This is a genomic window from Type-D symbiont of Plautia stali, from assembly GCF_001485335.1.
GTDB lineage: Bacteria > Pseudomonadota > Gammaproteobacteria > Enterobacterales > Enterobacteriaceae > Pantoea > Pantoea vagans_C.
Map to the genome: position 1 here is coordinate 13,155 of NZ_BBOC01000041.1, position 24,536 is coordinate 37,690.

20 protein-coding genes are annotated in these 24,536 nt (G+C 52.9%); 4 read left to right on the forward strand and 16 right to left on the reverse strand.

Features of this window, described 5'->3' with window-relative positions:
- Positions 1-7: 7 nt before the first annotated feature.
- The 16 genes from dnaE to rpsB form a co-directional block, all read right to left on the reverse strand.
- Positions 8-3,490 carry a DNA polymerase III subunit alpha gene (gene dnaE / locus PSSD_RS14190; RefSeq protein WP_058972672.1) on the reverse strand — a complete coding sequence of 1,161 codons (3,483 nt, stop codon included), beginning with the start codon at positions 3,488-3,490 and terminating at the stop codon, positions 8-10.
- Positions 3,491-3,521: 31 nt separating this feature from the next.
- A complete protein-coding gene (rnhB, locus tag PSSD_RS14195; RefSeq protein WP_058972673.1) occupies positions 3,522-4,148 on the reverse strand; it encodes a ribonuclease HII in 627 nt (208 codons plus the stop codon).
- On the reverse strand, positions 4,141-5,289 hold the full coding sequence (gene lpxB, locus PSSD_RS14200) for a lipid-A-disaccharide synthase (RefSeq protein WP_058972674.1): 1,149 nt from the start codon (positions 5,287-5,289) through the stop codon (positions 4,141-4,143). The genes rnhB and lpxB overlap by 8 nt, the downstream gene beginning before the upstream one ends.
- A 3-nt stretch (positions 5,290-5,292) precedes the next feature.
- On the reverse strand, positions 5,293-6,081 hold the full coding sequence (lpxA, locus tag PSSD_RS14205; RefSeq protein WP_058972675.1) for an acyl-ACP--UDP-N-acetylglucosamine O-acyltransferase: 789 nt from the start codon (positions 6,079-6,081) through the stop codon (positions 5,293-5,295).
- A gap of 3 nt (positions 6,082-6,084) precedes the next feature.
- The gene (gene fabZ, locus PSSD_RS14210) at positions 6,085-6,540 is read right to left on the reverse strand and encodes a 3-hydroxyacyl-ACP dehydratase FabZ (RefSeq protein ID WP_013507953.1); all 456 of its coding nucleotides are present in this window, start codon (positions 6,538-6,540) and stop codon (positions 6,085-6,087) included.
- Positions 6,541-6,733: 193 nt separating this feature from the next.
- The gene (gene lpxD, locus PSSD_RS14215; RefSeq protein WP_058972676.1) at positions 6,734-7,759 is read right to left on the reverse strand and encodes a UDP-3-O-(3-hydroxymyristoyl)glucosamine N-acyltransferase; all 1,026 of its coding nucleotides are present in this window, start codon (positions 7,757-7,759) and stop codon (positions 6,734-6,736) included.
- A 3-nt stretch (positions 7,760-7,762) separates the two neighbouring features.
- Positions 7,763-8,263 carry an OmpH family outer membrane protein gene (locus PSSD_RS14220; protein WP_039331207.1) on the reverse strand — a complete coding sequence of 167 codons (501 nt, stop codon included), beginning with the start codon at positions 8,261-8,263 and terminating at the stop codon, positions 7,763-7,765.
- A 95-nt stretch (positions 8,264-8,358) separates the two neighbouring features.
- Positions 8,359-10,770: an outer membrane protein assembly factor BamA gene (gene bamA, locus PSSD_RS14225; protein ID WP_058972677.1), complete on the reverse strand. Its 2,412-nt coding sequence runs from the start codon at positions 10,768-10,770 to the stop codon at positions 8,359-8,361.
- Positions 10,771-10,821: 51 nt separating this feature from the next.
- The gene (rseP, locus tag PSSD_RS14230) at positions 10,822-12,171 is read right to left on the reverse strand and encodes a sigma E protease regulator RseP (RefSeq protein ID WP_058972678.1); all 1,350 of its coding nucleotides are present in this window, start codon (positions 12,169-12,171) and stop codon (positions 10,822-10,824) included.
- Between the two features lie 12 nt (positions 12,172-12,183).
- Entirely contained in the window at positions 12,184-13,041 is an 858-nt protein-coding gene (gene cdsA / locus PSSD_RS14235) for a phosphatidate cytidylyltransferase (RefSeq protein ID WP_039331213.1), read from the reverse strand.
- 18 nt (positions 13,042-13,059) lie between these two features.
- Entirely contained in the window at positions 13,060-13,812 is a 753-nt protein-coding gene (ispU, locus tag PSSD_RS14240; RefSeq protein ID WP_039331217.1) for a (2E,6E)-farnesyl-diphosphate-specific ditrans,polycis-undecaprenyl-diphosphate synthase, read from the reverse strand.
- A 166-nt stretch (positions 13,813-13,978) separates the two neighbouring features.
- Positions 13,979-15,181, reverse strand: coding sequence for a 1-deoxy-D-xylulose-5-phosphate reductoisomerase (gene ispC / locus PSSD_RS14245; RefSeq protein ID WP_201023817.1), 1,203 nt, complete (start codon positions 15,179-15,181; stop codon positions 13,979-13,981).
- Positions 15,182-15,353: 172 nt separating this feature from the next.
- Positions 15,354-15,911 (reverse strand): ribosome recycling factor, encoded by a 558-nt coding sequence (gene frr / locus PSSD_RS14250; RefSeq protein ID WP_039331333.1) that lies wholly within the window; start codon positions 15,909-15,911, stop codon positions 15,354-15,356.
- Between the two features lie 196 nt (positions 15,912-16,107).
- The gene (gene pyrH, locus PSSD_RS14255) at positions 16,108-16,833 is read right to left on the reverse strand and encodes a UMP kinase (protein ID WP_039331221.1); all 726 of its coding nucleotides are present in this window, start codon (positions 16,831-16,833) and stop codon (positions 16,108-16,110) included.
- A 154-nt stretch (positions 16,834-16,987) separates the two neighbouring features.
- On the reverse strand, positions 16,988-17,839 hold the full coding sequence (gene tsf, locus PSSD_RS14260) for a translation elongation factor Ts (protein ID WP_039331222.1): 852 nt from the start codon (positions 17,837-17,839) through the stop codon (positions 16,988-16,990).
- A gap of 306 nt (positions 17,840-18,145) precedes the next feature.
- On the reverse strand, positions 18,146-18,865 hold the full coding sequence (rpsB, locus tag PSSD_RS14265; protein WP_034829491.1) for a 30S ribosomal protein S2: 720 nt from the start codon (positions 18,863-18,865) through the stop codon (positions 18,146-18,148).
- A 314-nt stretch (positions 18,866-19,179) separates the two neighbouring features.
- Between rpsB and map the strand changes: the two genes are divergently transcribed.
- The 4 genes from map to PSSD_RS14285 all read left to right on the forward strand — a co-directional run bounded on the left by map (position 19,180) and on the right by PSSD_RS14285 (position 24,439).
- Positions 19,180-19,974: a type I methionyl aminopeptidase gene (gene map, locus PSSD_RS14270; RefSeq protein ID WP_039331225.1), complete on the forward strand. Its 795-nt coding sequence runs from the start codon at positions 19,180-19,182 to the stop codon at positions 19,972-19,974.
- A 109-nt stretch (positions 19,975-20,083) separates the two neighbouring features.
- On the forward strand, positions 20,084-22,738 hold the full coding sequence (gene glnD / locus PSSD_RS14275; protein ID WP_039331227.1) for a bifunctional uridylyltransferase/uridylyl-removing protein GlnD: 2,655 nt from the start codon (positions 20,084-20,086) through the stop codon (positions 22,736-22,738).
- Positions 22,739-22,926: 188 nt separating this feature from the next.
- Positions 22,927-23,751, forward strand: a complete 825-nt coding sequence (dapD, locus tag PSSD_RS14280) for a 2,3,4,5-tetrahydropyridine-2,6-dicarboxylate N-succinyltransferase (RefSeq protein ID WP_058972680.1) — start codon at positions 22,927-22,929, stop codon at positions 23,749-23,751.
- Between the two features lie 295 nt (positions 23,752-24,046).
- The gene (locus tag PSSD_RS14285) at positions 24,047-24,439 is read left to right on the forward strand and encodes a DUF3461 family protein (protein WP_039331232.1); all 393 of its coding nucleotides are present in this window, start codon (positions 24,047-24,049) and stop codon (positions 24,437-24,439) included.
- Positions 24,440-24,536 lie beyond the last annotated feature (97 nt).

Below are 24,536 nucleotides of genomic sequence, written 5' to 3' on the forward strand. Positions count from 1 at the left end.
TCCTGTTTTAGTCAAACTCCAGTTCCACCTGCTCCGATCCTACTAACGACCGCAAATCGTTGAGTAAACGATCGCTGGGCGAAATTCGCCACGCTGCACCAAAGCGCAGCTTCGCCCGCGCATCTGCTCTCTGATAATAGAGATGCACCGGAATGGTCCCGGAACGATGAGGCTCCAGAGACTGGCGGAGACGGTTTAAAAGCTGGTCATCAATTTGCCTGTCCGTCAGCGAGATAGCAAGTCCGCGCGCGTATTTTTCCCGCGCTTCGTCGATGTCCATCACTTCTCGAGCGGTCATTTTAAGGCCACCGCTAAAGTCATCAAAGCTGACCTGTCCACTGACGATCAGGATACGGTCTTTCTCCAGCAACTGCTGGTATTTATCTAACGCATCGGTAAATAACATCACTTCCAGACGACCAGAACGATCGTCGAGAGTACAAATACCAATTCGGTTGCCGCGCTTGGTGACCATCACGCGGGCGGCAATCACCAGCCCCGCGGCGATGGTTACTTTACCACGATCCGTTGGATGCATGTCCTTCAGGCGCATGCCGCCAACGTAGCGATCGATCTCTTTCAAATACTGATTGATGGGATGACCCGTGAGGTACAGCCCGAGCGTCTCACGTTCGCCATCCAACTGAATTTGTTCAGGCCAGGGCGTAATATTGGTATAGGACTTCTCAACCTGCTCTGGCTCTTCTGCCAGCACGCCAAACATATCCGCCTGACCTGTGGCTTCCGCTTTCGCGTGCTGGTCCGCAGCTTTAAGCGCATCGCTGAGCGCACTCATCAAGGCGGCACGATGCGGGCCCAGACGATCGAATGCGCCCGACATGATCAGCTTTTCCATCACACGTCGGTTGATCTTCTTGGTATCGGTGCGCGCACAGAGATCAAACAGCTCTTTGAAGTAGCCGCCTTCGTTTCGCGCTTCAATGATCGCTTCGATCGGCCCTTCACCCACGCCTTTAATCGCACCGATGCCGTAAACGATCTCACCTTCATCATTGACGTGGAACGGATACAAGCCGGAGTTAATGTCTGGCGGCAACACTTTCAACCCCATGCGCCAGCATTCATCCACCAGACCAACCACCTTCTCGGTGTTATCCATATCCGCGGTCATCACCGCCGCCATAAACTCGGCGGGATAGTGCGCTTTTAGCCATAGCGTTTGATATGACACCAAAGCATAGGCTGCCGAGTGCGACTTGTTAAAGCCATAACCGGCGAATTTCTCTACCAGATCGAAGATCTTCATCGAGAGTTCGCCATTAACACCCATGCTCTCGGCACCGTCCTGGAACACCGAACGCTGCTTGGCCATCTCTTCGGGTTTCTTTTTACCCATAGCACGGCGCAGCATATCCGCACCGCCCAGGGTATAACCCGACAGCACCTGGGCGATCTGCATCACCTGTTCCTGATACAGAATGATGCCGTAGGTCGGTTCCAGCACCGGCTTCAGGGTTTCGTGCTGCCACTGAATATCCGGATAGGATATCTCTTCACGACCGTGCTTACGGTCAATGAAGTTATCTACCATGCCTGATTGCAGCGGCCCCGGACGGAACAGTGCCACCAGTGCGATCATATCTTCAAAGCAGTCCGGCTTAAGACGTTTGATCAAGTCTTTCATGCCGCGCGATTCAAGCTGGAATACCGCCGTGGTTTCCGAACGCTGCAGCATATCGAAGCTTTTCTTGTCATCCAGCGGGATGGCGGCGATATCGATCGGCTCCAGCCCCTCTTTGGCGCGGCGCGGGTTAATCATCTTCAGCGCCCAGTCAATGATGGTGAGCGTGCGCAGGCCAAGGAAGTCAAACTTCACCAGCCCGGCATATTCCACATCATTCTTATCAAACTGGGTGACCGGGAACTGGCCGTTTTCATCGCAGTAAAGCGGGGCGAAGTCGGTGATTTTGGTTGGCGCGATCACCACACCACCGGCGTGTTTACCGGCGTTACGCGTGACACCTTCCAGCTTACGCGCCATATCAATCAGCGCTTTGACCTCTTCATCTGCCTCGTAGATTTCCGGCAGTTGCGGTTCCGCTTCAAAGGCTTTTTCCAGCGTCATGCCGGGATCGGGTGGGATCAGCTTGGAGATACGATCGACAAAACCATACGGATGACCGAGCACACGCCCTACGTCGCGGATAACCGCTTTCGCCGCCATGGTACCGAAGGTGATGATCTGTGATACTGCTTCACGGCCATACATCTCAGCAACGTGATCGATGACCTGGTCGCGCTTCTCCATGCAGAAATCGACGTCGAAGTCAGGCATCGACACACGCTCTGGATTCAGGAAACGTTCGAACAGCAGGTCAAACTCCAGCGGATCAAGGTCAGTGATTTTCAGCGCATAGGCCACCAGTGAACCCGCACCTGAACCACGGCCCGGCCCCACTGGAATGCCGTTATCCTTCGACCACTGGATAAACTCCATCACGATCAGGAAGTAGCCTGGGAAGCCCATCTGGTTGATAACGTTAAGTTCAATCTCCAGACGTTCATCGTATTCGGGTCGCTTTTCAGCACGCAGTTTGTCATCCGGGAACAGAAATTCCAGACGCTCTTCCAGCCCCTCGCGCGATTTCATCACCAGGAAGTCTTCGGTACTCATTTCACCGGTCGGGAACTGTGGCAAGAAGTACTCACCAAGGCGTACCGTGACGTTACAACGCTTAGCAATCTCTACGCTGTTTTCCAGTGCTTCTGGGATGTCCGAGAACAGCTCACACATCTCCTCTTCACTGCGCATATATTGCTGAGGACTGTAATGGCGCGGACGCTTGGGATCGTCCAGCGTATAGCCATCGTGGATGGCAACGCGAATTTCATGCGCGTCAAAGTCTTCCTCGTTGAGGAAACAGACTTCATTGGTGGCCACCACCGGCACACCTTCGGCAATCGCCAACTCAACGGCAGCGTGCAGATAAGTCTCTTCATCGGCGCGCCCGGTGCGCGTCAATTCAAGGTAGTAGCGGTTAGGAAAATGTTCCTGATAAAAACTGAGACATTGCGCGACCAGCGCGCTGTTACCGCGTAGCAGACTCCGACCAACATCACCACGACGCCCGCCGGAGAGCAAGATGAGCCCTTCACCTAACTCAACCAGCCAGTCACGATCGATAATCGGCCCTGCGATGCCATAGCCACGTTGATAGGCTCGTGAAATCAACAGCGTCAGATTTTGGTAACCGGTATTATTGGCGGCAAGTACCGTCAGTTGGGTCAGCTCATCACCCATCAATTCACTGGCAACGTGGAAGTCCGCACCGACGATCGGTTTTACCCCTGCATCGTGCGCGCTACCGTAGAATCGCACCAAACCACAGAGGTTGATGTAATCGGTGATGGCAATCGCCGGCATGCCGAGCGCAGCCGCCTTTTTGACCAGCGGCTTGGTTTTCGCCAGGCCATCCACCATGGAGTAGTCGCTATGGACGCGCAGATGTATAAAACGAGGTTCAGCCATATCAGTTTCCGGTTAAAACAGCGTCAGGCTATTAAAGCGTAGTAGGCTGACGCGCGGCCAGCACATCAGCATCAATCAAAGCATTACGCACCGGCGCAAAGCTGCGACGGTGATGAGGCGTGGCACCAAACTGCGCCAGTTTTTCCATGTGCAACGCGGTCGGATAGCCTTTATGTTGGGCAAACCCATATTCCGGGAACAGCTGATCCAACTCGGCCATTTCACGGTCACGCGTCACTTTGGCGATAATCGATGCAGCGCTGATCTCTTGCACCAGGCTATCGCCCTTCACCACTGCCTGAGAGGGCATCGGCAGCGCGGGGCAACGGTTCCCATCGATCAACACAAAATCTGGCGTGACAGACAAGCCTGCAACGGCACGCTGCATCGCCAGCATGGTAGCGTGCAAAATATTCAGCTGATCAATCTCTTCAGGCTCGGCACGGCCAAGACTCCAGGCCAGCGCCTTTTCTTTGATCTCGTCATACAAAGCCAGACGACGTTTCTCAGAAAGCTTTTTTGAATCGGCCAAACCCACGATTGGGTTAGCGGGATCGAGGATCACGGCAGCCGTAACCACCGCACCAACCAGTGGACCGCGTCCGACTTCATCAACGCCCGCAATACATTGTGCGTTGGGATAGATAAACTCAGCCATTGGCGATCTCCAGCACGGCATCCGCGGCCTGCTCATCGGCGTTCCAGCGAATCTGTTGGTGTAATTCATTGAAGGTGTGCATCAGTGCATCACGCTCTGGCCCTGCATGAAGCAGAGGTTCCAGTGCTGCGGCCAGCGATTTCGGCTGACACTCATCCTGCAGCAACTCTTTGACCAGCTCACGGCCCGCCAGCAGATTAGGCAATGATACGTAGGGTGTTTTTACCAACCGCTTTGCCAACCAGAAGGTGAACGGCTTCATGCGATAGCCCACCACCATCGGACACTTCGCCAGCATGCACTCCAGGGCGGCCGTCCCCGATGCCAAAATTGCAGCATCGCTGGCGATCATCGCCTGGCGACCTTTGCCATCCAGCAAATGCATCGGTAGCTCTGGCGCAACCTCGGCTTTGATATGCTCAAACTGCTCACGACGCTTGGCATTCACCAGCGGCACGACAATTTCCAACGTCGGATATCGTTGGCGCAGCAACTGCGCCGCACGCAGGAAATCAGCGCTGAGCATTTCCACTTCCGCACCGCGGCTACCAGGCAGCAAACCAAGGCAAATAGCATCATCAGCAATACCTAACTCACGGCGTGCTGCAGACTTATCGGGCTGCAGTGGCATCGCATCCGCCATGGTGTGGCCAATAAACCGGCACGGTACGTTGAAGCGATCGTAAAACGCTTTTTCGAACGGCAGGAACGCCAGCACCAGATTGGTGTTACGGCCAATCTTGAATACGCGTTTTTGCCGCCATGCCCAAACTGACGGACTGACGTAATGAATGGTGCGAATACCCGCGCGCTTGAGGCTACCTTCCAACGTAATGTTGAAATCCGGTGCATCAATGCCGACGAACACATCAGGTTTGAGTTCGGTGAAGCGCTGCGTTAAATCTTTGCGAATTTTTAGCAAGCGGCGCAAACGGCCGAGCACTTCGACAATGCCCATGACCGCCAGCTCTTCCATCTCATACCAGGCTTCACAGCCTTCGGCTTGCATCAATGGGCCGGCAACGCCGACAAAGCGGGCATCGGGATGGCGCGCTTTCAACGCACGAATAAGACCTGCACCAAGAATATCGCCGGAGGTTTCTCCGGCGACCAAGGCAATCGTTAAGGGACGCACTGACATGGATTAACGAATCAATCCACGCGTTGAACGGGCAAAGAAGTCGTAGAAAGGCTGCACTTCGCTATGTTGTTTCGCCAGTTCTTCGATCTCTGGTTTCACTTCATCCAGCGTTTTGCCGCTGCGGTACAGTAATTTGTACGCATTACGAATCGCGTGCAGGGCTTCTTTGCTAAAGCCACGACGCTTAAGCCCTTCGATGTTAATGCCGAACGGTGTCGCGTGGTTACCCTGCGCGATAACATACGGCGGGACATCCTGCGCCACGCCTGAACAACCGCCGACCATCACGTGCGCACCAATGGTGCACCACTGATGCACGGCCGTCATGCCGCCGATAATTGCAAAATCATCAACCGTCACGTGGCCGCCCAAAGTCGCGTTGTTGGCGAAGATGCAGCGGTTACCAATCACACAGTCATGAGCAATGTGCGCATTGACCATTAGCAGGTTGTCGCTGCCAATTTTAGTCAGGTTGCCACCTTGCGTGGTGCCACGATGAATGGTGACGCTTTCGCGGATACGGTTGCGATCGCCGATTTCAACACGGGTTGGCTCACCGGCATATTTCAGGTCCTGATTCACTTCGCCAATTGAAGCAAACTGATAGATCTGATTGTCTTTACCGATACGCGTATGGCCATTCACCACCACGTGCGATTTGAGCACCGTACCTTCACCAATCTCCACGTTAGCACCGATAAAGCAAAACGGGCCGATGTGAACATTGGCGCCAATCACGGCACCCTCTTCAATAACAGAACTGGGATGAATACTGGCGGTTGAATCAATCACTAATTATGCCTCCCGGCTACGGGCACACATCATGGTCGCTTCACAGACAATCTTGCCGTCTACTGTTGCCACGCCTTTGAAGCGTGTCAGACCACGACGAGTTTTCTCGAAGGTCACTTCCATGATCATCTGATCGCCCGGAACGACCGGACGCTTGAAGCGGGCTTCGTCGATACCGGCGAAGTAATACAGCTCGCCGGGTTCCAGTTTCCCAACGCTTTTAAACGCCAGAATGCCTGTTGCCTGCGCCATAGCTTCCAGAATCAGAACGCCTGGGAAAATCGGCTTACCAGGGAAATGTCCCTGGAAAAACGGTTCATTAACAGAAACGTTCTTCACCGCACGCAGGTATTTATGCTCTTCAAATTCCAGCACGCGGTCAACCAGCAAGAACGGATAGCGGTGCGGCAGCAGTTCTAAAATCTCTTCGATTTTCAGAGTATGCGTTTCAGTTGTCAAAATACTCTTCCTGTCCTAAAAAATCTGATGGCAATAATAACACGGCCTGCACAGATCAAAATGATCCTCCGCAGGCCGCAAATCAGTTCGTTGGCGTAACGCTTTCTTGAGAGACTTGTTGCTTCGTTCGGGTTAAGCCGATGAAGAGACAAAGTACGCTGCTTTATTATGAAAGCGGGTCGCGGAGATGCGTTTAGTCGTCTTTGCCGACCTTACGTTCGATGGCTTTTAAGCGTTTGCTCATTTCATCGATGTTCATCACCAGCGCTGCCGTTTTACGCCAGGTTTTGTTGGGTTGCAGTGGAATACCCGAAGAGTAAACCCCTGGTTCTGTGATTGGGCGCATCACCATGCCCATACCGGTAACGGTCACTTTGTCACAGATTTCCATATGGCCGTTAATGACGCTGGCGCCGCCAATCATACAATAACGACCAATCTTCAGACTACCCGCCATGATCACACCACCAGCAACGGCAGTGTTATCACCAATCACAACGTTGTGTGCAATCTGACACTGGTTATCTATGATAACACCATTGCCGATCAGAGTGTTATCCAGAGCGCCGCGATCAATGGTAGTACAGGCACCAATTTCTACCCGATCACCTATCACAACGGTACCCAACTGCGGAATTTTCACCCAATTGCCACGGTCGTTAGCATACCCGAAACCATCAGCACCGATCACGGTACCGGACTGAATCAGACAATCCTGACCCACTTGGATTTCATGGTAGATCGTGACGTTAGCCCACAAACGGGAGCCACGGCCGATACGCGTCTGCTTACCAACAAAACATCCTGCGCCAATCACGACGTCGTCACCCAGCTCAACGCCGGATTCGATCACCGCATTTGCACCCACCGACACGTTCTTACCCAGCTTCGCAGTGGGATCGATTACCGCACTAGGCGCGATATTTTGCGCGGGCTGTGGCGTTGTGTCCAGTAGTTGTGCCATACGGGCATAGGTCAGGTAAGGATTTTTCACCACCAGGGCGGCCGTTTTACACCACTCCAGATCCGCTTCCGTCAGCACCACGGCTGAAGCCTGGACAAGAGCGAGCTGCTCGCGGTAGCGGCTGTTTGCAAGAAAAGTGATTTGACCAGTGGTGGCGGATTGCATAGAAGCAATGCCGGAGATGGCGATATCGCCATCTCCGTGCAATTCTGCATCCAACTGCTGGGCTAAATCAGCCAGTCGAATTGAAGACATCAATTATTTAACCTGTTTTACAACGTCAGCAGTGATGTCTTTAGCATCAGCAGAAGAGTACAGCACAGCCTGAGAGTCCAGCACCAGGTCGTAACCTTCGCTTTTCGCTACAGACTGAACAGCGGTCTGGATTTTAGCCAGCAGCTTGTTACGCTCCTGCATCTGACGAGACTGGTTGTCTTTGTCGAAAGCCTGCGCTTTCTGTTCAAAGGCAGCACGCTCAGAAGCAATCTGCTTCTCTTTCTTGGTGCGGTCGCTTGCCTTCATGGTTGACGCATTACGCTGCAGATCCTGGATTTCGCCCTGGATTTTCTGCTGCTGCGCCTGGAGGTCAGAAGCACGGCCTGAGAACTCACCCTCAAGCTGCTTAGCAACAGCGGCACGCTGCGGAGACTGCTGGAAAACCTGGCTCAGGTTCACAACGGCGATTTTATCGGCCGCTTGGGCACCCGCAGAAGCAGCTAATGCAACACCCAGAGCAGCAGCACAGAACAACTTTTTCACTATAAACTCCTTACCTCAACGTGTGTGTTTGCAGCGTGTCACGCGTCAGCGCGACACGGGTGCAAGACGGTATTTTCACTTCCTTGCTCAGAGCTTTACCAGGTTTTACCAATGTTAAACTGGAACTGCTCTGACTTGTCTCCCTCGACTTTCTTCATCGGCTGGGCATATGAGAATACCAGCGGACCTAACGGCGACATCCATTGCAGGGCAACACCTGCAGAGACGCGAATATTATTCGGATCGCTGTAGTCCGGAATGCCAGCCGCACGTGTTTCTGCGGTATTCTGCCATTTCGTATCCCAGACCGTACCGGCATCCATAAACACCGAGGTACGTACTGAGTTAGCATACTTCTCGCTCAGGAACGGCGTAGGCGTGATCAGCTCGAGGCTGGCAATCGCCATGGCGTTACCGCCCACCGCATCATCTGACTTACAGATACCGTTAGGATCCGTCAGATTACAGGTGGATGAGTGATCGTTCAGGTACGCAGCTTTAGGACCAATGGTGTTGGACTGGAAGCCACGAACCGTACTTGAACCACCGCCGTAGAAGTTCTCATAGAACGGCATCTCTTTTCCACCGAGTCCGTCACCATATCCGACACGGCCACGACCCAGTACTACCCAAGTACCGTCACGGTTCAACGGCACGTACTGTTGAGAATCCAACGTTGCTTTGTAGAAGGCGTTGTCAGAACCCGGAATCGTCACTTTGCCGTTCAGGTTGGTGCGGTTACCCTTGGTAGGGAAGAAACCGCGGTCCAACGTGTTGTACGTCCAACCGTAGTTGAAGGTGAAGTCATCTGCTGAGAAGTCACCGTCATCATTCAGACCCTGATGACGACCTACCGAGTCAAGATAACGCCACATCGCAACCTGCGGCTGCATATTGGACAGATCGTTATGTACATATCCTAAGCCAACACGCAAGGTGTTGTTTTCGTTAACTGGGAAGCCCAGCGTACCGTCTACACCATAACTTTTGTTGGTGTAGTCTGACAGGTCCGCATCATCGGCTTTAAAGTCGTTATAGAATACGCGACCACCCAAGCTCACACCGTCGACCGTAAAGTACGGATCGGTCAGTGAAAATTCCGCATAGGTTTGGTAATCGTTTTTCGTCCCGCTGATGCCAACGGTATTACCGGTGCCCAGCCAGTTTTCCTGGGTCACACCCACCTGGAAGCTGACGCCACTTTCAGTACCGTAACCAACACCAAAGTTAAACGTACCGGTGTTACGCTCTTTGACCTTGTACACCACGTCAACCTGGTCTGGAGAGCCTGGTACGCGCTGAGTATCTACATCAACCGTTTCAAAGTAACCCGTACGGTTCAGACGCTCTTTCCCTTGGTCAACCAGGTCGCTGCCTAACCAAGCACCTTCCATCTGGCGCATTTCACGACGCAGAACCGCATCTTTGGAGGTGTCATTACCTTCAAAGCGTACTTTACGCACGTAGTAACGGTTACCTGCATCAACGTTGATGTGCAGCTTAACGGTTTTGTCCGCATCGTTAATTTCTGGCTGTGTCACCACACGCGGATAGGCGTAACCGTAGCGACCCAACAGTTTTTTGATGTCATCTTCCATCTGGGTCACTTTGGTGCCGTTATACAGCTCACCCGATGGAATACGCGTCATTTTTTCGATTTCAGCCGAATGACCCGCCATGCTACCGTTCACCACCACGCCAGCAATCTTGTACTGATCGCCTTCGGTCACGTTAACAGTGATGTAGATACCTTTTTTATCCGGCGTCAGGCTCACTTGTGTTGAATCGATGTTGAAGCGCGCATAACCACGATCCAGATAGAAGCTGCGTAAGGTCTCAAGATCTCCAGCCAATTTCTGTTTCTGGTATTTACGATCGCCTACCACGTTCCACCACGGCACTTCATCACGCAGTGAGAAGCGCGAGATCAATTCGTCGGAGCTAAATGCCTTGTTACCGACAATATTGATCTGCTGGATCTGTGCAGATACGCCTTCCTGGAAGACAAATTTCAAGTCCACGCGGTTACGTGGCAGCGGCGTCGCAATGGCTTTGACGCTGGCGGTGTATTTACCGACGCTGTAGTAGAAATCTTCCAGACCCTTCTCAATAGAAGAGAGCGTCGTGCGGTCAAGTGCTTCGCCGACACGCACACCGGAGGCTTCAAGGTTCTGCTTCAGCTGATCTTCTTTCACCGCTTTGTTACCGGAGAAAGTGATGCTGGCAATGGTCGGACGCTCTTTCACCTGAACAATCAGGGTATTTCCGTCACGCAGAACCTGGACATCTTCAAAGTTGCCGGTGGCGAACAGTGAACGAATGGTGTTTCTGACATCGTCATCAGAAACCGTATCACCGACACGTACCGGCATGCTGAGCAGAGCCGCGCCGACGGCGACTCGCTGGAGACCTTCGAAATGAATGTCCTTCACTACGAAATCGTCTGCACCGTACACGGTGGCGCTGCTAAACAGCAGCGACGCTATGAGCAACTTTTTCATCGCCATCGTTGTTATGCGTTTTCCTAACACATCCCACGCCTGTCTGCGTTCCAGCTATTACAGACGAGAGAAATCATTGAAAAGTGCAAGCCCCATTAATAACACCAGCAGAATTGAGCCAATGCGATAACTGAAGTCCTGAACTCGCTCGGACACCGGTCCACCTTTGATCTTTTCGATCGCCAGAAAGAGCAGATGTCCACCATCTAATACCGGCAGAGGGAACAGGTTGATGATGCCCAGATTGACGCTGATCAGCGCCAGGAACATCAGATAGTAAATCACCCCGTACTCAGCGGATAACCCAGCACCTTGCGCAATCGAAATTGGCCCGCTCAGATTATTCAGCTTCACATCCCCGGTTATCAACTTGCCCAGCATCGAGACCGTTAACTTCATCAGCTGCCAGGTTTTGACACTGGCTTCACCGATGGCGGCAAAAGGTCCATACTGCCTTACCGTTTTGTACTCGTCTGGCAACGGGATCACGCGTGGGATGACCCCCGCAAAACCTTCCGCCTCATTACCCGGTTTCGCTTCCGGCGTTAACGTCAACGCCACCGATTCGCCGTTTCGTTCGACTTCCAGCGCCATGTTTTTACGCGGATTGTCACGTACCTGTGCCGCGAAAGCCTGCCATTGCGTTAACGGCTGACCATCGACTTTAACGATCCTGTCGCCTGCTTGCAAACCGGCATCGCTTGCCGGTGAGTTTGCCTGAACTTCCGCTAAGGTCGTTTCAATCTGCGGCCCACGTGGACGAATACCTAACGCCACGACCGGGTCCTGCTTATCGGGCTCAAATTGCCAGTCGCGCAAATCCAACTGCTTTTGCTGCGTGGCATCTTCACCAAATTGCGAGACGGTAAGCGTGGCATTGTTGTCGCCGATTTTACCGATCAGCGCCATACGCACAGCATCCCAATCAGGCGTTTCGATACCATCTACTGCTTTAAGTTCCATCCCGGAGGTAATTTGCGCTTCTGCAGCCACCGAACCGTTCAGAATTTCGCCAACAACAGGACGTACGCCAGGTACACCGTGGATGAATACCACCCAGTAGGCGAAAACGGCAAAGATGAAGTTGGCGACAGGACCGGCGGCAATAATGGAAGCGCGTTGCAGCACGGTTTTGTTGTTGAAAGCCTGATGACGTAGCTCGGCAGGGACGCTCTCGACACGTTCGTCGAGCATTTTGACATAGCCGCCAAGTGGGATAAGCGCAATGACGTATTCCGTTCCCTGGCGATCGCTGCGGCGCCATAGCGCCTTACCAAAGCCAATAGAGAAGCGTTCGACTTTCACGCCGCAGCGGCGGGCCACCCAAAAATGGCCGAATTCGTGAACGGTAATCAGCACGCCAAGCGCCACGATAAAGGCGACAAAACTCCAGAGTATGCTCAACATGGTTGCTAATCCTCAGAGGGTGCGGAACACCAGCAGCAGCAAGCAGGCAAACACCGGCACCGCAGCTGTCAGGCTATCGATACGATCGAGGATACCACCGTGCCCCGGAATCAAGTTACCGCTGTCTTTGATACCCGCTTCACGTTTAAACATGCTTTCGGTCAGGTCACCCAATACCGAAGCCAGCGTGGCAATCACGGCGCAGATGACCAGCGTGCCTGGCGCCACCGTCAGCGGCGCTAGCATCGCAAACAGCCAGGCAATAATAGCGGAGGAGAGCAGGCCACCAAAGAAGCCTTCCCAGGTTTTTCCCGGTGAGACTTTCGGTGCCAGTTTGTGTTTGCCGAACAGACGCCCAAACATGTAGGCGCCGGAATCAGCCCCCCATACGATGAACATCACGAACAGCAGCCACCATGCACCCGCGAAGTGGTCAGTATCATAGTGATATTGACGCAACGCCATCATGCCCCAGAAGAAGGGGATAACCGTGAGGAGACCAAAGATGAGGCGCAGCGGGCGCGAATGGCGCCACAGTGCAGCCGAAGCAGGATAGAAAAGCACCAGAACCAAGGCGACGATCCACCAGCCCAGAGAAACCCATAGCGAGCCTTCCATCTGGTATTGATGCAGATTACGTTGGTAGGGTTGCAGGGTAAACAGCATCGCCGCCAATAACAGGCCGCAAAGCACCGCCAGCCAGATACGTTGCTGACGCGATGCCATACCGGCAAACTGCCCCCATTCCCAGGCGGCCAGCATGCAGATGATGATCGTTATAATCGCAAAACCAGACAGCGGTAACCAAAACAGTGCAGCGATCACCAGCGGAATTAAAATAAACGCGGTAATCAGACGAGACTTCAGCAAAGGTTACCCCCAGATTGCTCAGGCGCCACCTGGTGCAGCGCCGCCGTAGCGTCGCTCCCGCGTAGAGAATGCATTCAGTGCACCTTCAAAAACGTGTTCATCAAAATCAGGCCAAAGAACATCGGTAAACCAAAACTCAGCATAGGCGATCTGCCACAGCAGGAAGTTGCTAATCCGATGCTCTCCCCCGGTCCTTATCACTAAATCCACCGGCGCCAACTCCTGCATACACAGATAAGGAGCTAAGCTTTCTTCGGTTATTTGGTCAGGACGTAACAAACCTTCCTGAACCTGTTCAGCCAGTTTTCTGGCACCCTGGATAATATCCCAACGTCCACCATAGTTGGCAGCAATGTTGAGGGTCAGTCCATTATTTTGCTGAGTCAGTTCTTCGGCGCGGCGAATGCGTTCCTGAATACGATTGTTAAAACGACTGATATCGCCAATGACGCGCAGACGCACGTTGTGTTTGTGCAGGCTTTTGACTTCGCTGTCGAGCGCCCAAACAAACAACTCCATTAATGCCGTCACTTCCTGTACTGGTCGGCTCCAGTTTTCACTGCTAAACGCATAAAGCGTGAGCGCTTCCAGCTTGTGGCTAACCGCAAAGCTGACAGCCCGGCGTACTGATTTTACCCCGGCTTTGTGGCCTGAAATACGCAGTTTGCCCTGATTTTTTGCCCAGCGACCATTACCATCCATAATGATGGCCACGTGACGTGGCGTACAGTACGACTCGTCATCGATTGTGTTGTGATTGTTGGACGACATAACGCGTAATAATTCCTTTCATCAGAAATGCTGTGGTTTCTGAATACATTGCGCCTGCGGCAAACTCCAGCCATTCTGCCGGATGACATCGAAACAATGTCGGGCCATGAAACGCGAGCGAGCGACTATACCATTTTCACCTTGAGCGAACAAATAGCGGTAAGTATCAACCTGCTAAACGAAAGCGTGGTAGCAATTCATTGGCACAGATTCGGGCTAACCGATCGATTTCCATCACATCATCAATGTTGCTCGGTTCCTGGCACTGCAGAGAGGCCAGCACTTCGCTATTCATGGCTGCAATATCGGTAAAACGAATCTGATGCTGTAAAAATGCCGCCACGGCCACTTCATTCGCCGCGTTCAGCGTTGTCGTCGCCGCCTGCCCTGTTGAGCACGCATCAATGGCCAGCTTCAGGCAGGGGTAGCGCGCATAATCCGGTTCATCAAACGTCAACGCCTTCATTCGGGTGAAATCAAGCGGCGTGACACCGGCTGAGATACGCGCTGGCCATGCCATGCTGTGCGCTATCGGCGTTCGCATATCGGGCGAACCTAACTGCGCCAGCACACTGCCATCGCAGTAACGCACCATAGAGTGAATCACCGATTGCGGATGCAGGATAACTTCCATTTGTGCGTCAGTGGCATTAAACAGCCAGCGGGCTTCAATGTATTCAAGACCTTTATTCATCATGGTGGCCGAATCAACAGAGATTTTACGCCCCATTGACCAGTTCGGATGTGCACATGCCTGGTCTGGCGTCATGGCCGCCAAATCGGCTAATGGAGTGTCACGAAAAGGACCACCCGATCCCGTAAGGAGAATGGAATCAATGCCATTTCCCCGCAGATCAGCGTACCCCAACTGATGCTGTATGGAAGCGGGTAAACTCTGAAAAATGGCGTTGTGCTCGCTGTCGACCGGCAGCAATTGAGCCTGATGATGGCGCACCGCCTCCATAAACAGACGGCCGCATGTGACAAGGGATTCTTTATTGGCAAGCAGCACCGTTTTGCTGGCACGAATCGCGGCCAGTGTCGGCTGGAGACCCGAGGCGCCAACAATCGCCGCCATCACCTGATCGACCTCATCCAACGCAGCCAGTTCGCAGGCTGCCTGAACGCCGGAGAGCACTTCAGTTTGAAGGTTCAGTGCTCTCAGTCGCTCACGCAGGGCCTGTGCCGAGGTCTCATCCGACATCGTGGCATAACGCGGCTTAAATTGCTGACACTGTTCTGCCATCAGCGCCACATTCTGGCCGGCAACCAGCGCGGTGACCTGATACAGGTCTGGATTTGCCGCCACCACTGCCAGCGTGCTGGTGCCAATCGAACCCGTGGAACCCAGCAAAGTTAATCGCTTCATCATGCTATCCCTGTGAGGTTGTGAACCGTGCCCGCAACTGCGCCGGGCACAATGTAAAACGCCGCCAGAGTCGCACAACGTCTCTGAACGGCGTTTTATACCCGTCATAGTAAAAATCACATCCAGATTGGCTGCGACTCATACCATTTCGGGTATAGATAACTTGATGGAATTAGAAATCCATCAGTTCCTTTTCTTTGTCGGCCAGTGCTGCATCAACGTGTTTGATGTATGCATCGGTCATTTTCTGGATCTCATCCTGCGAGCGACGTTCGTCGTCTTCGCTGATCTCTTTGTCTTTCAGTAGTGCTTTGATCTTATCGTTGGCATCACGGCGCACATTACGGACAGAAACACGGCCCTGCTCCGCTTCACCGCGCACGATCTTGATCAGATCTTTACGACGCTCTTCCGTCAGCGCTGGCAGTGGCACACGAATATCGCTGCCTGCTGAGCTCGGGTTAAGCCCCAAGTCAGATGCCATAATGGCTTTCTCAACGGCTGCGCCCAATGAACGATCAAACACGTTGATTTTCAGCGTACGAGAATCTTCTACCGTGACGCTCGCCAGCTGACGCAGTGGCGTAGGAGTACCGTAGTAAGGCACCATAATGCCGTCGAGCAGTGAAGGCGAAGCACGACCGGTGCGTACTTTGCTGATTTGGTTTTTAAATGCATCCACACATTTTTCCATGCGCGTGTCAGCATCTTTTTTAATGTCGTTAATCACGTTAAAACCCTTGGATTCGGTTTGACCTGGCCACATCCGGCGTTCCAGAAGTGGTATCGATAAACATCGATCATCCTGTTACCCACCATAATTCGAGCTGCAAACGCATTGTTGACACTGAAATTATGTGAAGTAATGGCGCGGTGACCCAGCATCGCGCCCACAGAATATACCTTATTTTATCCTGCGTCGGGTATTAATGCGTAATCAGGGTGCCTTCTTTTTCACCCATCACCACGCGACGCAGCGCGCCAGGCTTGTTCATATTGAAGACACGGATCGGCAGCTGATGGTCGCGCGCCAGTGTAAAGGCGGCCAGATCCATCACTTTCAGCTCTTTATCCAGTACTTCGCCATAAGACAGCTGCTCGTACAGCGTAGCATCCGGGTTTTTCACCGGATCATCCGAGTAAACACCATCGACTTTAGTGGCTTTCAACACCACATCCGCTTCGATTTCAATGCCGCGCAGGCAAGCAGCAGAGTCGGTAGTAAAGAACGGGTTGCCCGTACCCGCGGCGAAGATCACCACACGGTTGTTACGCAACAGGCTGATGGCTTCTGCCCAGCTGTAGTTATCACACACGCCATTCAGCGGAATCGCGGACATCAGTCGTGCGTTCACATACGCACGGTGCAATGCATCACGCATTGCCAGGCCGTTCATCACGGTTGCCAGCATACCCATATGGTCACCGACCACACGGTTCATACCTGCCTGTGCCAGGCCAGCGCCACGGAACAGGTTACCGCCACCAATAACCACACCCACCTGGATGCCCAGCTCAACCAGCTCTTTCACCTCTTGCGCCATACGGTCAAGCACGCTCGCGTCAATACCAAAACCTTCGGCACCTTGCAGTGCTTCGCCACTCAGTTTTAGCAGGATACGTTGATATACAGGTTTTGCGTTGGTCGCCATGGTCAATTCTTCCTGGAAGATATGATGAATGAGAAGTTAAATCTGATCGATCATCCGCTTAGCAAGCGAGAAAAGCTATTGGGATGAGACTGAAAAGTGGTCCACGCAAAACGCAGACAAAAAAGAACCGCCTTCCGGCGGTTCTTTCGGAACATTAAGACTGTTTGGACATTGCAGCAACTTCTGCTGCGAAGTCAGCTTCAACTTTTTCAATGCCTTCACCCACTTCGAAGCGGATGAAGTTGATGACGTCTGCGCCTTTCTCTTTCAGAGCCTGGCCAACGGTTTTGCTTGGATCGATAACGAAAGCCTGACCGGTCAGAGACACTTCGCCGGTGAATTTCTTCATACGGCCATCAACCATTTTCTCTGCGATTTCTTTTGGCTTGCCAGACTGCATGGCGATGTCCAGCTGTACCTGGTACTCTTTCTCTACCACGTCAGCAGACACGTCTTCTGGCTTAACGAACTCTGGCTTGCTTGCAGCAACGTGCATAGCAACTTGCTTGCTCAGCTCTTCATCAGCACCGGTGGTTGAAACCACAACGCCGATACGTGCACCGTGCTGGTAGCTGTTCAGCTGAGCACCTTCCAGGATAGCAACACGACGGATGTTGATGTTCTCACCGATTTTAGTAACCAGCGCTACGCGTTCTTCTTCGAACTGCGCTTTCAGAGCTTCAACATCAGTCACTTTACCTGCAGTGGCTGCATCCAGTACTTTGTCAGCGAAAGCCTGGAAACCAGCATCTTTAGCAACGAAGTCAGTCTGGCAGTTAACTTCCAGAATCATCGCGTAACCGTCAGCGATTTTAGTTTTGATCACGCCATCAGCAGCAACGTTGCCTGCTTTCTTAGCGGCTTTGATCGCGCCAGATTTACGCATGTTCTCAATCGCCAGCTCGATGTCGCCGTTTGCTTCGGTCAGCGCTTTTTTGCAATCCATCATGCCTGCGCCAGTACGCTCACGCAGTTCTTTTACCAATGCAGCGGTAATTTCAGCCATTCCAGAATCCTCGATTCGTCTCTGTGTGCGTTCACACTGTCAGAAACTTGTTGCGGAAAATTTACTCTGCCCCGCTTACCCAAAGGAAGCGTGACAAACTTAGATAAATAAAAGGGGCCTGTGCGGCCCCCTTAACAGATATATCCAGCATATTTCGCATGGCAGATGCGTTGGCTGCTCTCGTTCACCCACATCACTGACTCAAGTCAGCTCAGTGGGCTTCTCTCGGTTGCCGCCTTCCTGCAACGCGAACTATTTTGGATAAAACATCTGATGTCTAAGGGCTCTCAGAAAGAGCGAACCTTATTAAGCTTCAGCAGCTTCTTCTGCCTGCTCAGCCAGATCCTGTGAACGGCCTTCGCGCACGGTAGTCGCAACAGCAGTCAGGTACAGGCTTACAGCACGGATTGCATCGTCGTTACCTGGGATAACGAAATCAACGCCGTCTGGATCAGAGTTGGTATCAACGATAGCAAATACTGGGATACCCAGGTTGTTTGCTTCTTTGATAGCAATGTGTTCGTGATCAGCGTCAACGACGAACAGTGCATCCGGCAGACCGCCCATATCTTTGATACCGCCCAGGCTGTTTTCCAGCTTGGCCAGTTCACGAGCACGCATCAGTGCTTCTTTCTTGGTCAGTTTGTCGAAAGTACCGTCCTGAGACTGAGTTTCCAGGTCTTTCAGACGTTTGATTGACTGGCGAACAGTTTTCCAGTTAGTCAGCATGCCACCCAACCAGCGGTGGTTAACGAAGAACTGGTCGCAGCTCAGAGCTGACTCTTTTACCGCTTCGGCAGCAGCGCGCTTAGTACCAACGAAAAGGATTTTGCCTTTACGTGAAGAGATCTTCTGCAACTCAGCCAGAGCTTCGTTGAACATTGGTACAGTTTTCTCAAGGTTGATGATGTGAACTTTGTTACGAGCGCCGAAGATGAATGGCTTCATTTTCGGGTTCCAGTAACGGGTTTGGTGACCAAAGTGAACACCAGCCTTGAGCATGTCGCGCATTGAAACAGTTGCCATGATTACCTCTAAAGTATGATTGGGGTTGGGCCTCCATGTATCCCATACAACCGACCTCTTTCAAGGCACCCCGGCGTATGTGTCGATACATGTGTGTTTTAGTACACAAAGTGAGTTTTATGCGTTTCTCGCCAACCACGAAGGTGACAGAGAATCGTCGGCGCGCTTTATACCATAATGCGCAGGAATACGCCAACAGAAGTTCGCGGCGTCAGGCGTGAACAATCCCGATTTGGCAGCCTAATTGCTGGCTGCTAACATGACTGCCACAGAACTCATTATTGTCGAAAATTTCGGCGATTGCGGATTATTTAATGGCCATTTCAATCAAAACCCCTGAAGAAATCGAAAAAATGCGTGTGGCAGGCCGTCTGGCAGCTGAGGTGCTGGAAATGATCGCACCGCACGTTGTGCCTGGCGTGACCACCGGTGAACTCGACCGCATCTGCCACGATCACATCACCAATAAGCAGCAGGCCATCTCGGCTTGTCTGGGCTATCACGGCTTCCCGAAATCGGTATGTATTTCGGTTAACGAAGTGGTATGCCACGGTATCCCCAGTGACGATCGCGTATTGAAAGATGGCGACGTAGTGAACGTTGATGTCACAGTGATCAAAGACGAGTATCACGGCGACACCTCGAAAATGTTCATTGTGGGCAAACCCACCATCCAGGGTGAGCGTCTGTGTCGTGTGACCCAGGAAAGCCTGTATATCGCCTTGCGCCTGGTGAAGCCGGGCATTCGCTTACGCGAGCTGGGCCGTGCGATTCAACAGTACGTTGAAGCACAGGATTTCTCCGTGGTGCGTGAATATTGCGGACACGGCATCGGTAAAGGCTTCCATGAAGAGCCACAGGTGCTGCACTACGATGCGGATGACGGCGGCGTGGTGTTGCAGGCTGGTATGACCTTTACCGTTGAGCCGATGGTGAATGCGGGTGATTACCGCATCCGTACCATGAAGGACGGCTGGACCGTAAAAACCAAAGATCGCAGCTTGTCCGCGCAGTATGAGCATACTATTGTGGTGACAGAAAACGGCTGTGAGATTCTAACGCTGCGTAGCGATGACACCCTTCCTGCGGTGCTTGAAAACAACGCGTAAAATTCTCCAACACAGTACCAAGCCGGCCAATAGCCTGTTACCCCTCGCGCAAGTGATGGGTATCAGGTTTAGAGTCGGCTTTTTTTATGGCGCAGATTGAGGCATGTCGATGAGTGGTAGCGTGACCGAAGCAGTACACAAAGGCCTGACCGATTCCCCCGCCAGCTGGCCAGATGAAGCCCTGACCCGTGACAAACTAAAACTCTATCTTGAGCAATTCCAGCAGCATCTGGGCGTGGCCTTTGATGCGGGAACGGATGTGGAATCGCTGATTGATGTCCGTACGCTGTTTATCGATCGCTTGCTACGCCGACTGTGGCGCTTCTATGGATTCGATAAATTAAAAGAGATCGCCCTGGTCGCGGTGGGTGGCTATGGTCGCGGCGAACTGCATCCGCTCTCCGACATTGATGTGTTGATCCTCAGTCGTCAGCCATTAGATGACGCCACCGCGCAGCGCACCAGCGAGCTGTTAACGCTGATGTGGGATTTAAAGCTCGAAGTCGGTCACAGCGTGCGCACGCTGGAAGAGTGTTTGCTGGAAGGCTTATCAGACCTGACGGTAGCGACCAATCTGATTGAATCGCGCATGCTCACCGGCGATGTAGCGCTGTTCCTTGAACTGCAAAAGAACATTTTCAGTGATGGCTTCTGGCCATCTGCGCGCTTCTTCGCGGCCAAAATAGAAGAGCAGCAAGAGCGCCATCATCGCTATCACGGCACCAGTTATAACCTCGAACCGGATATCAAAAGCAGCCCCGGCGGCCTGCGCGACATTCATACCTTGCAGTGGGTGGCGCGGCGCCATTTCGGTGCCACCACTATGGATGAGATGGTCGGATTTGGCTTTATCACCGAAGCCGAACGCAACGAAATCAATGAGTGTCAGACATTCCTCTGGCGCATTCGCTTCGCCCTTCATCTGACCCTGACGCGCTACGACAATCGCCTGCTGTTTGATCGCCAGCTCACCGTTGCCCAGCGGCTCAACTATCTGGGCGAAGGCAATGAACCGGTTGAGCGCATGATGAAGGATTTCTACCGTGTGACGCGTCGTATCGGCGAACTCAATCAGATGCTCCTGCAGCTGTTTGACGAAGCGATTCTTGCCCTCTCCACCACCGAAAAACCACGCAGTATTGATGATGACTTTCAACTGCGCGGGAATTTGATCGACCTGCGCGATGCCACCCTGTTTGAGCGCGAGCCGCAGGCGATTCTGCGAATGTTTTACGTGATGGTGCGTAACGAAAACATCACCGGCATCTATTCCACCACGCTGCGCCAGTTGCGCTACGCGCGACGCCACCTGAAACAACCGCTGTGTCAAATTCCGGAAGCACGCGAAACCTTTATGGCGATCCTGCGCCACCCCGGCGCGGTGAAGCGCGCACTGGTGCCAATGCATCGCCATAGCGTTCTGTGGGCCTACACGCCGCTGTGGGGCAATATTGTCGGCCAGATGCAATTCGATCTGTTCCACGCCTATACCGTTGATGAACACACCATCCGCGTGCTGCAAAAGCTTGAGAGCTTTGCCAATGAAGCCACGCGCCCGATGCATCCTCTGTGTGTGGAACTGTGGCCGCGCCTGCCGCAGCCCGAGTTGCTGTTGATGGCAGCCCTATTGCACGATATCGCTAAAGGACGCGGTGGCGATCACTCCATTCTCGGCGCGCAAGATGCGCTGGAGTTTGCCGAACTGCATGGCCTTAATTCTCGTGAAATGCAGTTGGTGGCCTGGCTGGTGCGCCACCATCTGCTGATGTCGGTGACGGCTCAGCGCCGCGACATTCAGGACCCCACAGTCATTCAGCAATTTGCGGAAGTGATGCAAAATGAAAACCGCCTGCGTTATTTGGTGTGCCTGACCGTTGCGGACATCTGCGCCACCAACGAGAGTTTGTGGAACAGCTGGAAACAAAGTCTGCTGCGTGAGTTGTTCTTTGCCACCGAAAAGCAGCTACGTCGCGGTATGGAAAACAGCCCCGATTTGCGTGAGCGTGTCCGCCATCACCGCTTGCAGGCACTGGCGTTACTGCGCATGGAAAACCTCGACGAAGAGCGGCTGCATCATATCTGGAGCCGCTGCCGTGCGGACTATTTCCTGCGTCATACACCGAATCAGCTGGCATGGCATGCGCGCCATTTAATCGATCATGACCTCAGTAAACCGATGGTGCTGGTCAGCCCGCAGGCCACACGCGGGGGCACTGAAATCTTTATCTGGAGCCCTGATCGCCCTCATCTGTTTGCCGCGGTGGCAGGCGAACTCGATCGCCGCAATTTAAGCGTGCATGACGCACAAATCTTCACCAGCCGTGATGGCATGGCCATGGACACCTTTATTGTATTAGAGCCCGACGGCAGCCCGCTGGCCGCCGACCGCCATCCGATGATCATGCAGGCGCTGGAGCAGGCGATCACCCAAACTGAATGGGTACCACCGCGTACACGTCGCCAGTCGGCACGCCTCAAGCACTTCAGTGTGGATACCGAAGTGAATTTCCTGCCAACGCACACCGACCGGCGGAGTTATCTGGAATTGGTGGCGCTGGATCAGCCAGGTTTGCTGGCGCGTGTGGGTGAAGTGTTTGCCGATCTGGGCGTGTCACTGCACGGTGCGCGCATCAGTACGATTGGCGAACGGGTTGAGGATCTTTTCATCCTGGCGGACAGCGAGCGACGCGCACTTGATGTAGAAATGCGCAATGTGCTGAAAGAGAGGTTGACAGAGGCCCTTAATCCAAACGATAAACTGTGACCTACCCGTCATCATTCAAACTGTAGGCGCGTTGGCTCTCCTCGCTCGGCCTGGTCACATACTGATGTATGCTCCCAGGCACTCGCTGCGTGGCCGCCTTCCTACAGCCTGAATGATTTAGGGTAGGCAATAAATTACTCATGTCCGAATTTACGGACATTCCGCTATGACAGACTCAGGAATTAAATATGCAACAGTTACAGAGCGTTATCGAATCTGCCTTTGAGCGCCGCGCCGACATCACGCCTGCCAGCGTAGACAGCGCGACCCGTGAAGCCATCGAACAGGTGATTGGCCTGCTGGATAGCGGTGAGCTGCGCGTGTCTGAAAAGATCAACGGCGAGTGGGTAACGCATCAGTGGCTGAAGAAAGCAGTGCTGCTGTCTTTCCGCATCAATGATAACCAGGTCATTGATGGCGCTGAAACCCGTTTCTACGACAAAGTGCCAATGAAGTTCGCCAACTGGGATGAAGCTCGCTTCAAAAATGCCGGCTTCCGTGTCGTTCCTCCAGCAGCCGTGCGTCAGGGCGCCTTCATTGCACGTAATACCGTACTGATGCCTTCTTACGTCAACATCGGCGCTTACGTTGATGAAGGCACCATGGTGGATACATGGGCAACCGTGGGTTCCTGTGCCCAGATCGGTAAAAACGTTCACCTGTCTGGCGGCGTGGGCATCGGCGGCGTACTGGAGCCATTGCAGGCTAACCCAACCATCATCGAAGATAACTGCTTCATCGGTGCACGTTCTGAAATCGTTGAAGGCGTTATCGTCGAAGAAGGTTCAGTGATCTCAATGGGCGTATACATCGGCCAGAGCACCAAAATCTACGATCGCGAAACCGGCGAAGTGCATTACGGTCGCGTACCAGCAGGTTCTGTGGTGGTTTCAGGTAACCTGCCATCAAAAGACGGCAGCTACAGCCTGTACTGCGCCGTGATCGTGAAGAAAGTGGACGCGAAAACCTTGGCAAAAACCGGCATCAACGAGTTGCTGCGTACCATCGACTAAGCGTTCGCACAGGTATAACCTCCTGCCAACGGGTCCGTATTCGGGCCCGTAATTTTTTGTTTACACTCAGATGACAATTACCTGTTTCGCGACGCGAATTAACAGGTGCGTTTATTTTTCAAACAGTTCATAATCCGCGCCAGTTAACTCCGGTCGCGCACTGTTCATCCCGGTTTTTGTGTCTACAGTTGATTAAGTATGCCGTAAGCGTTCCGGTTGCCGCGTTTTTTGCTGCATCCCGAATGATGATGATAGTCCTGCGCGCTCACCCACTCTTAGATGGAATATAAACGCTATGTACGACAACCTGAAAAGCTTAGGTATCAGCAACCCTGACGACATCGACCGTTACAGCCTGCGTCAGGAAGCCAGCAACGACATTCTGAAAATCTACTTCCGCAAAGACAAAGGTGAATTCTTCGCCAAAAGCGTGAAATTCAAATACCCACGTCAACGTAAAACTGTTGTCGCTGACCACACCAGCCAGGGTTATAAAGAAGTTCAGGAAATCAGCCCGAACCTGCGCTATGTGATCGACGAGTTGGATCAGATTTGCCAGCGTGACCAGGTTGAAGTGGATCTGAAACGCAAAATTCTCGCGGATCTGCGCCACCTGGAAAACGTGGTGTCGAATAAAATCGCTGAAATCGAGTCAGATCTTGATGAATTAACCCGTAACGGTCGTTAATTCCTGCCACGATTATCAAGGCCAGCCTATGCTGGCCTTTTTGTTTGCTGAAATCAGTCTCTTCTTAGTCTCCCCGCGCTTTCTGAATCCCTGATGC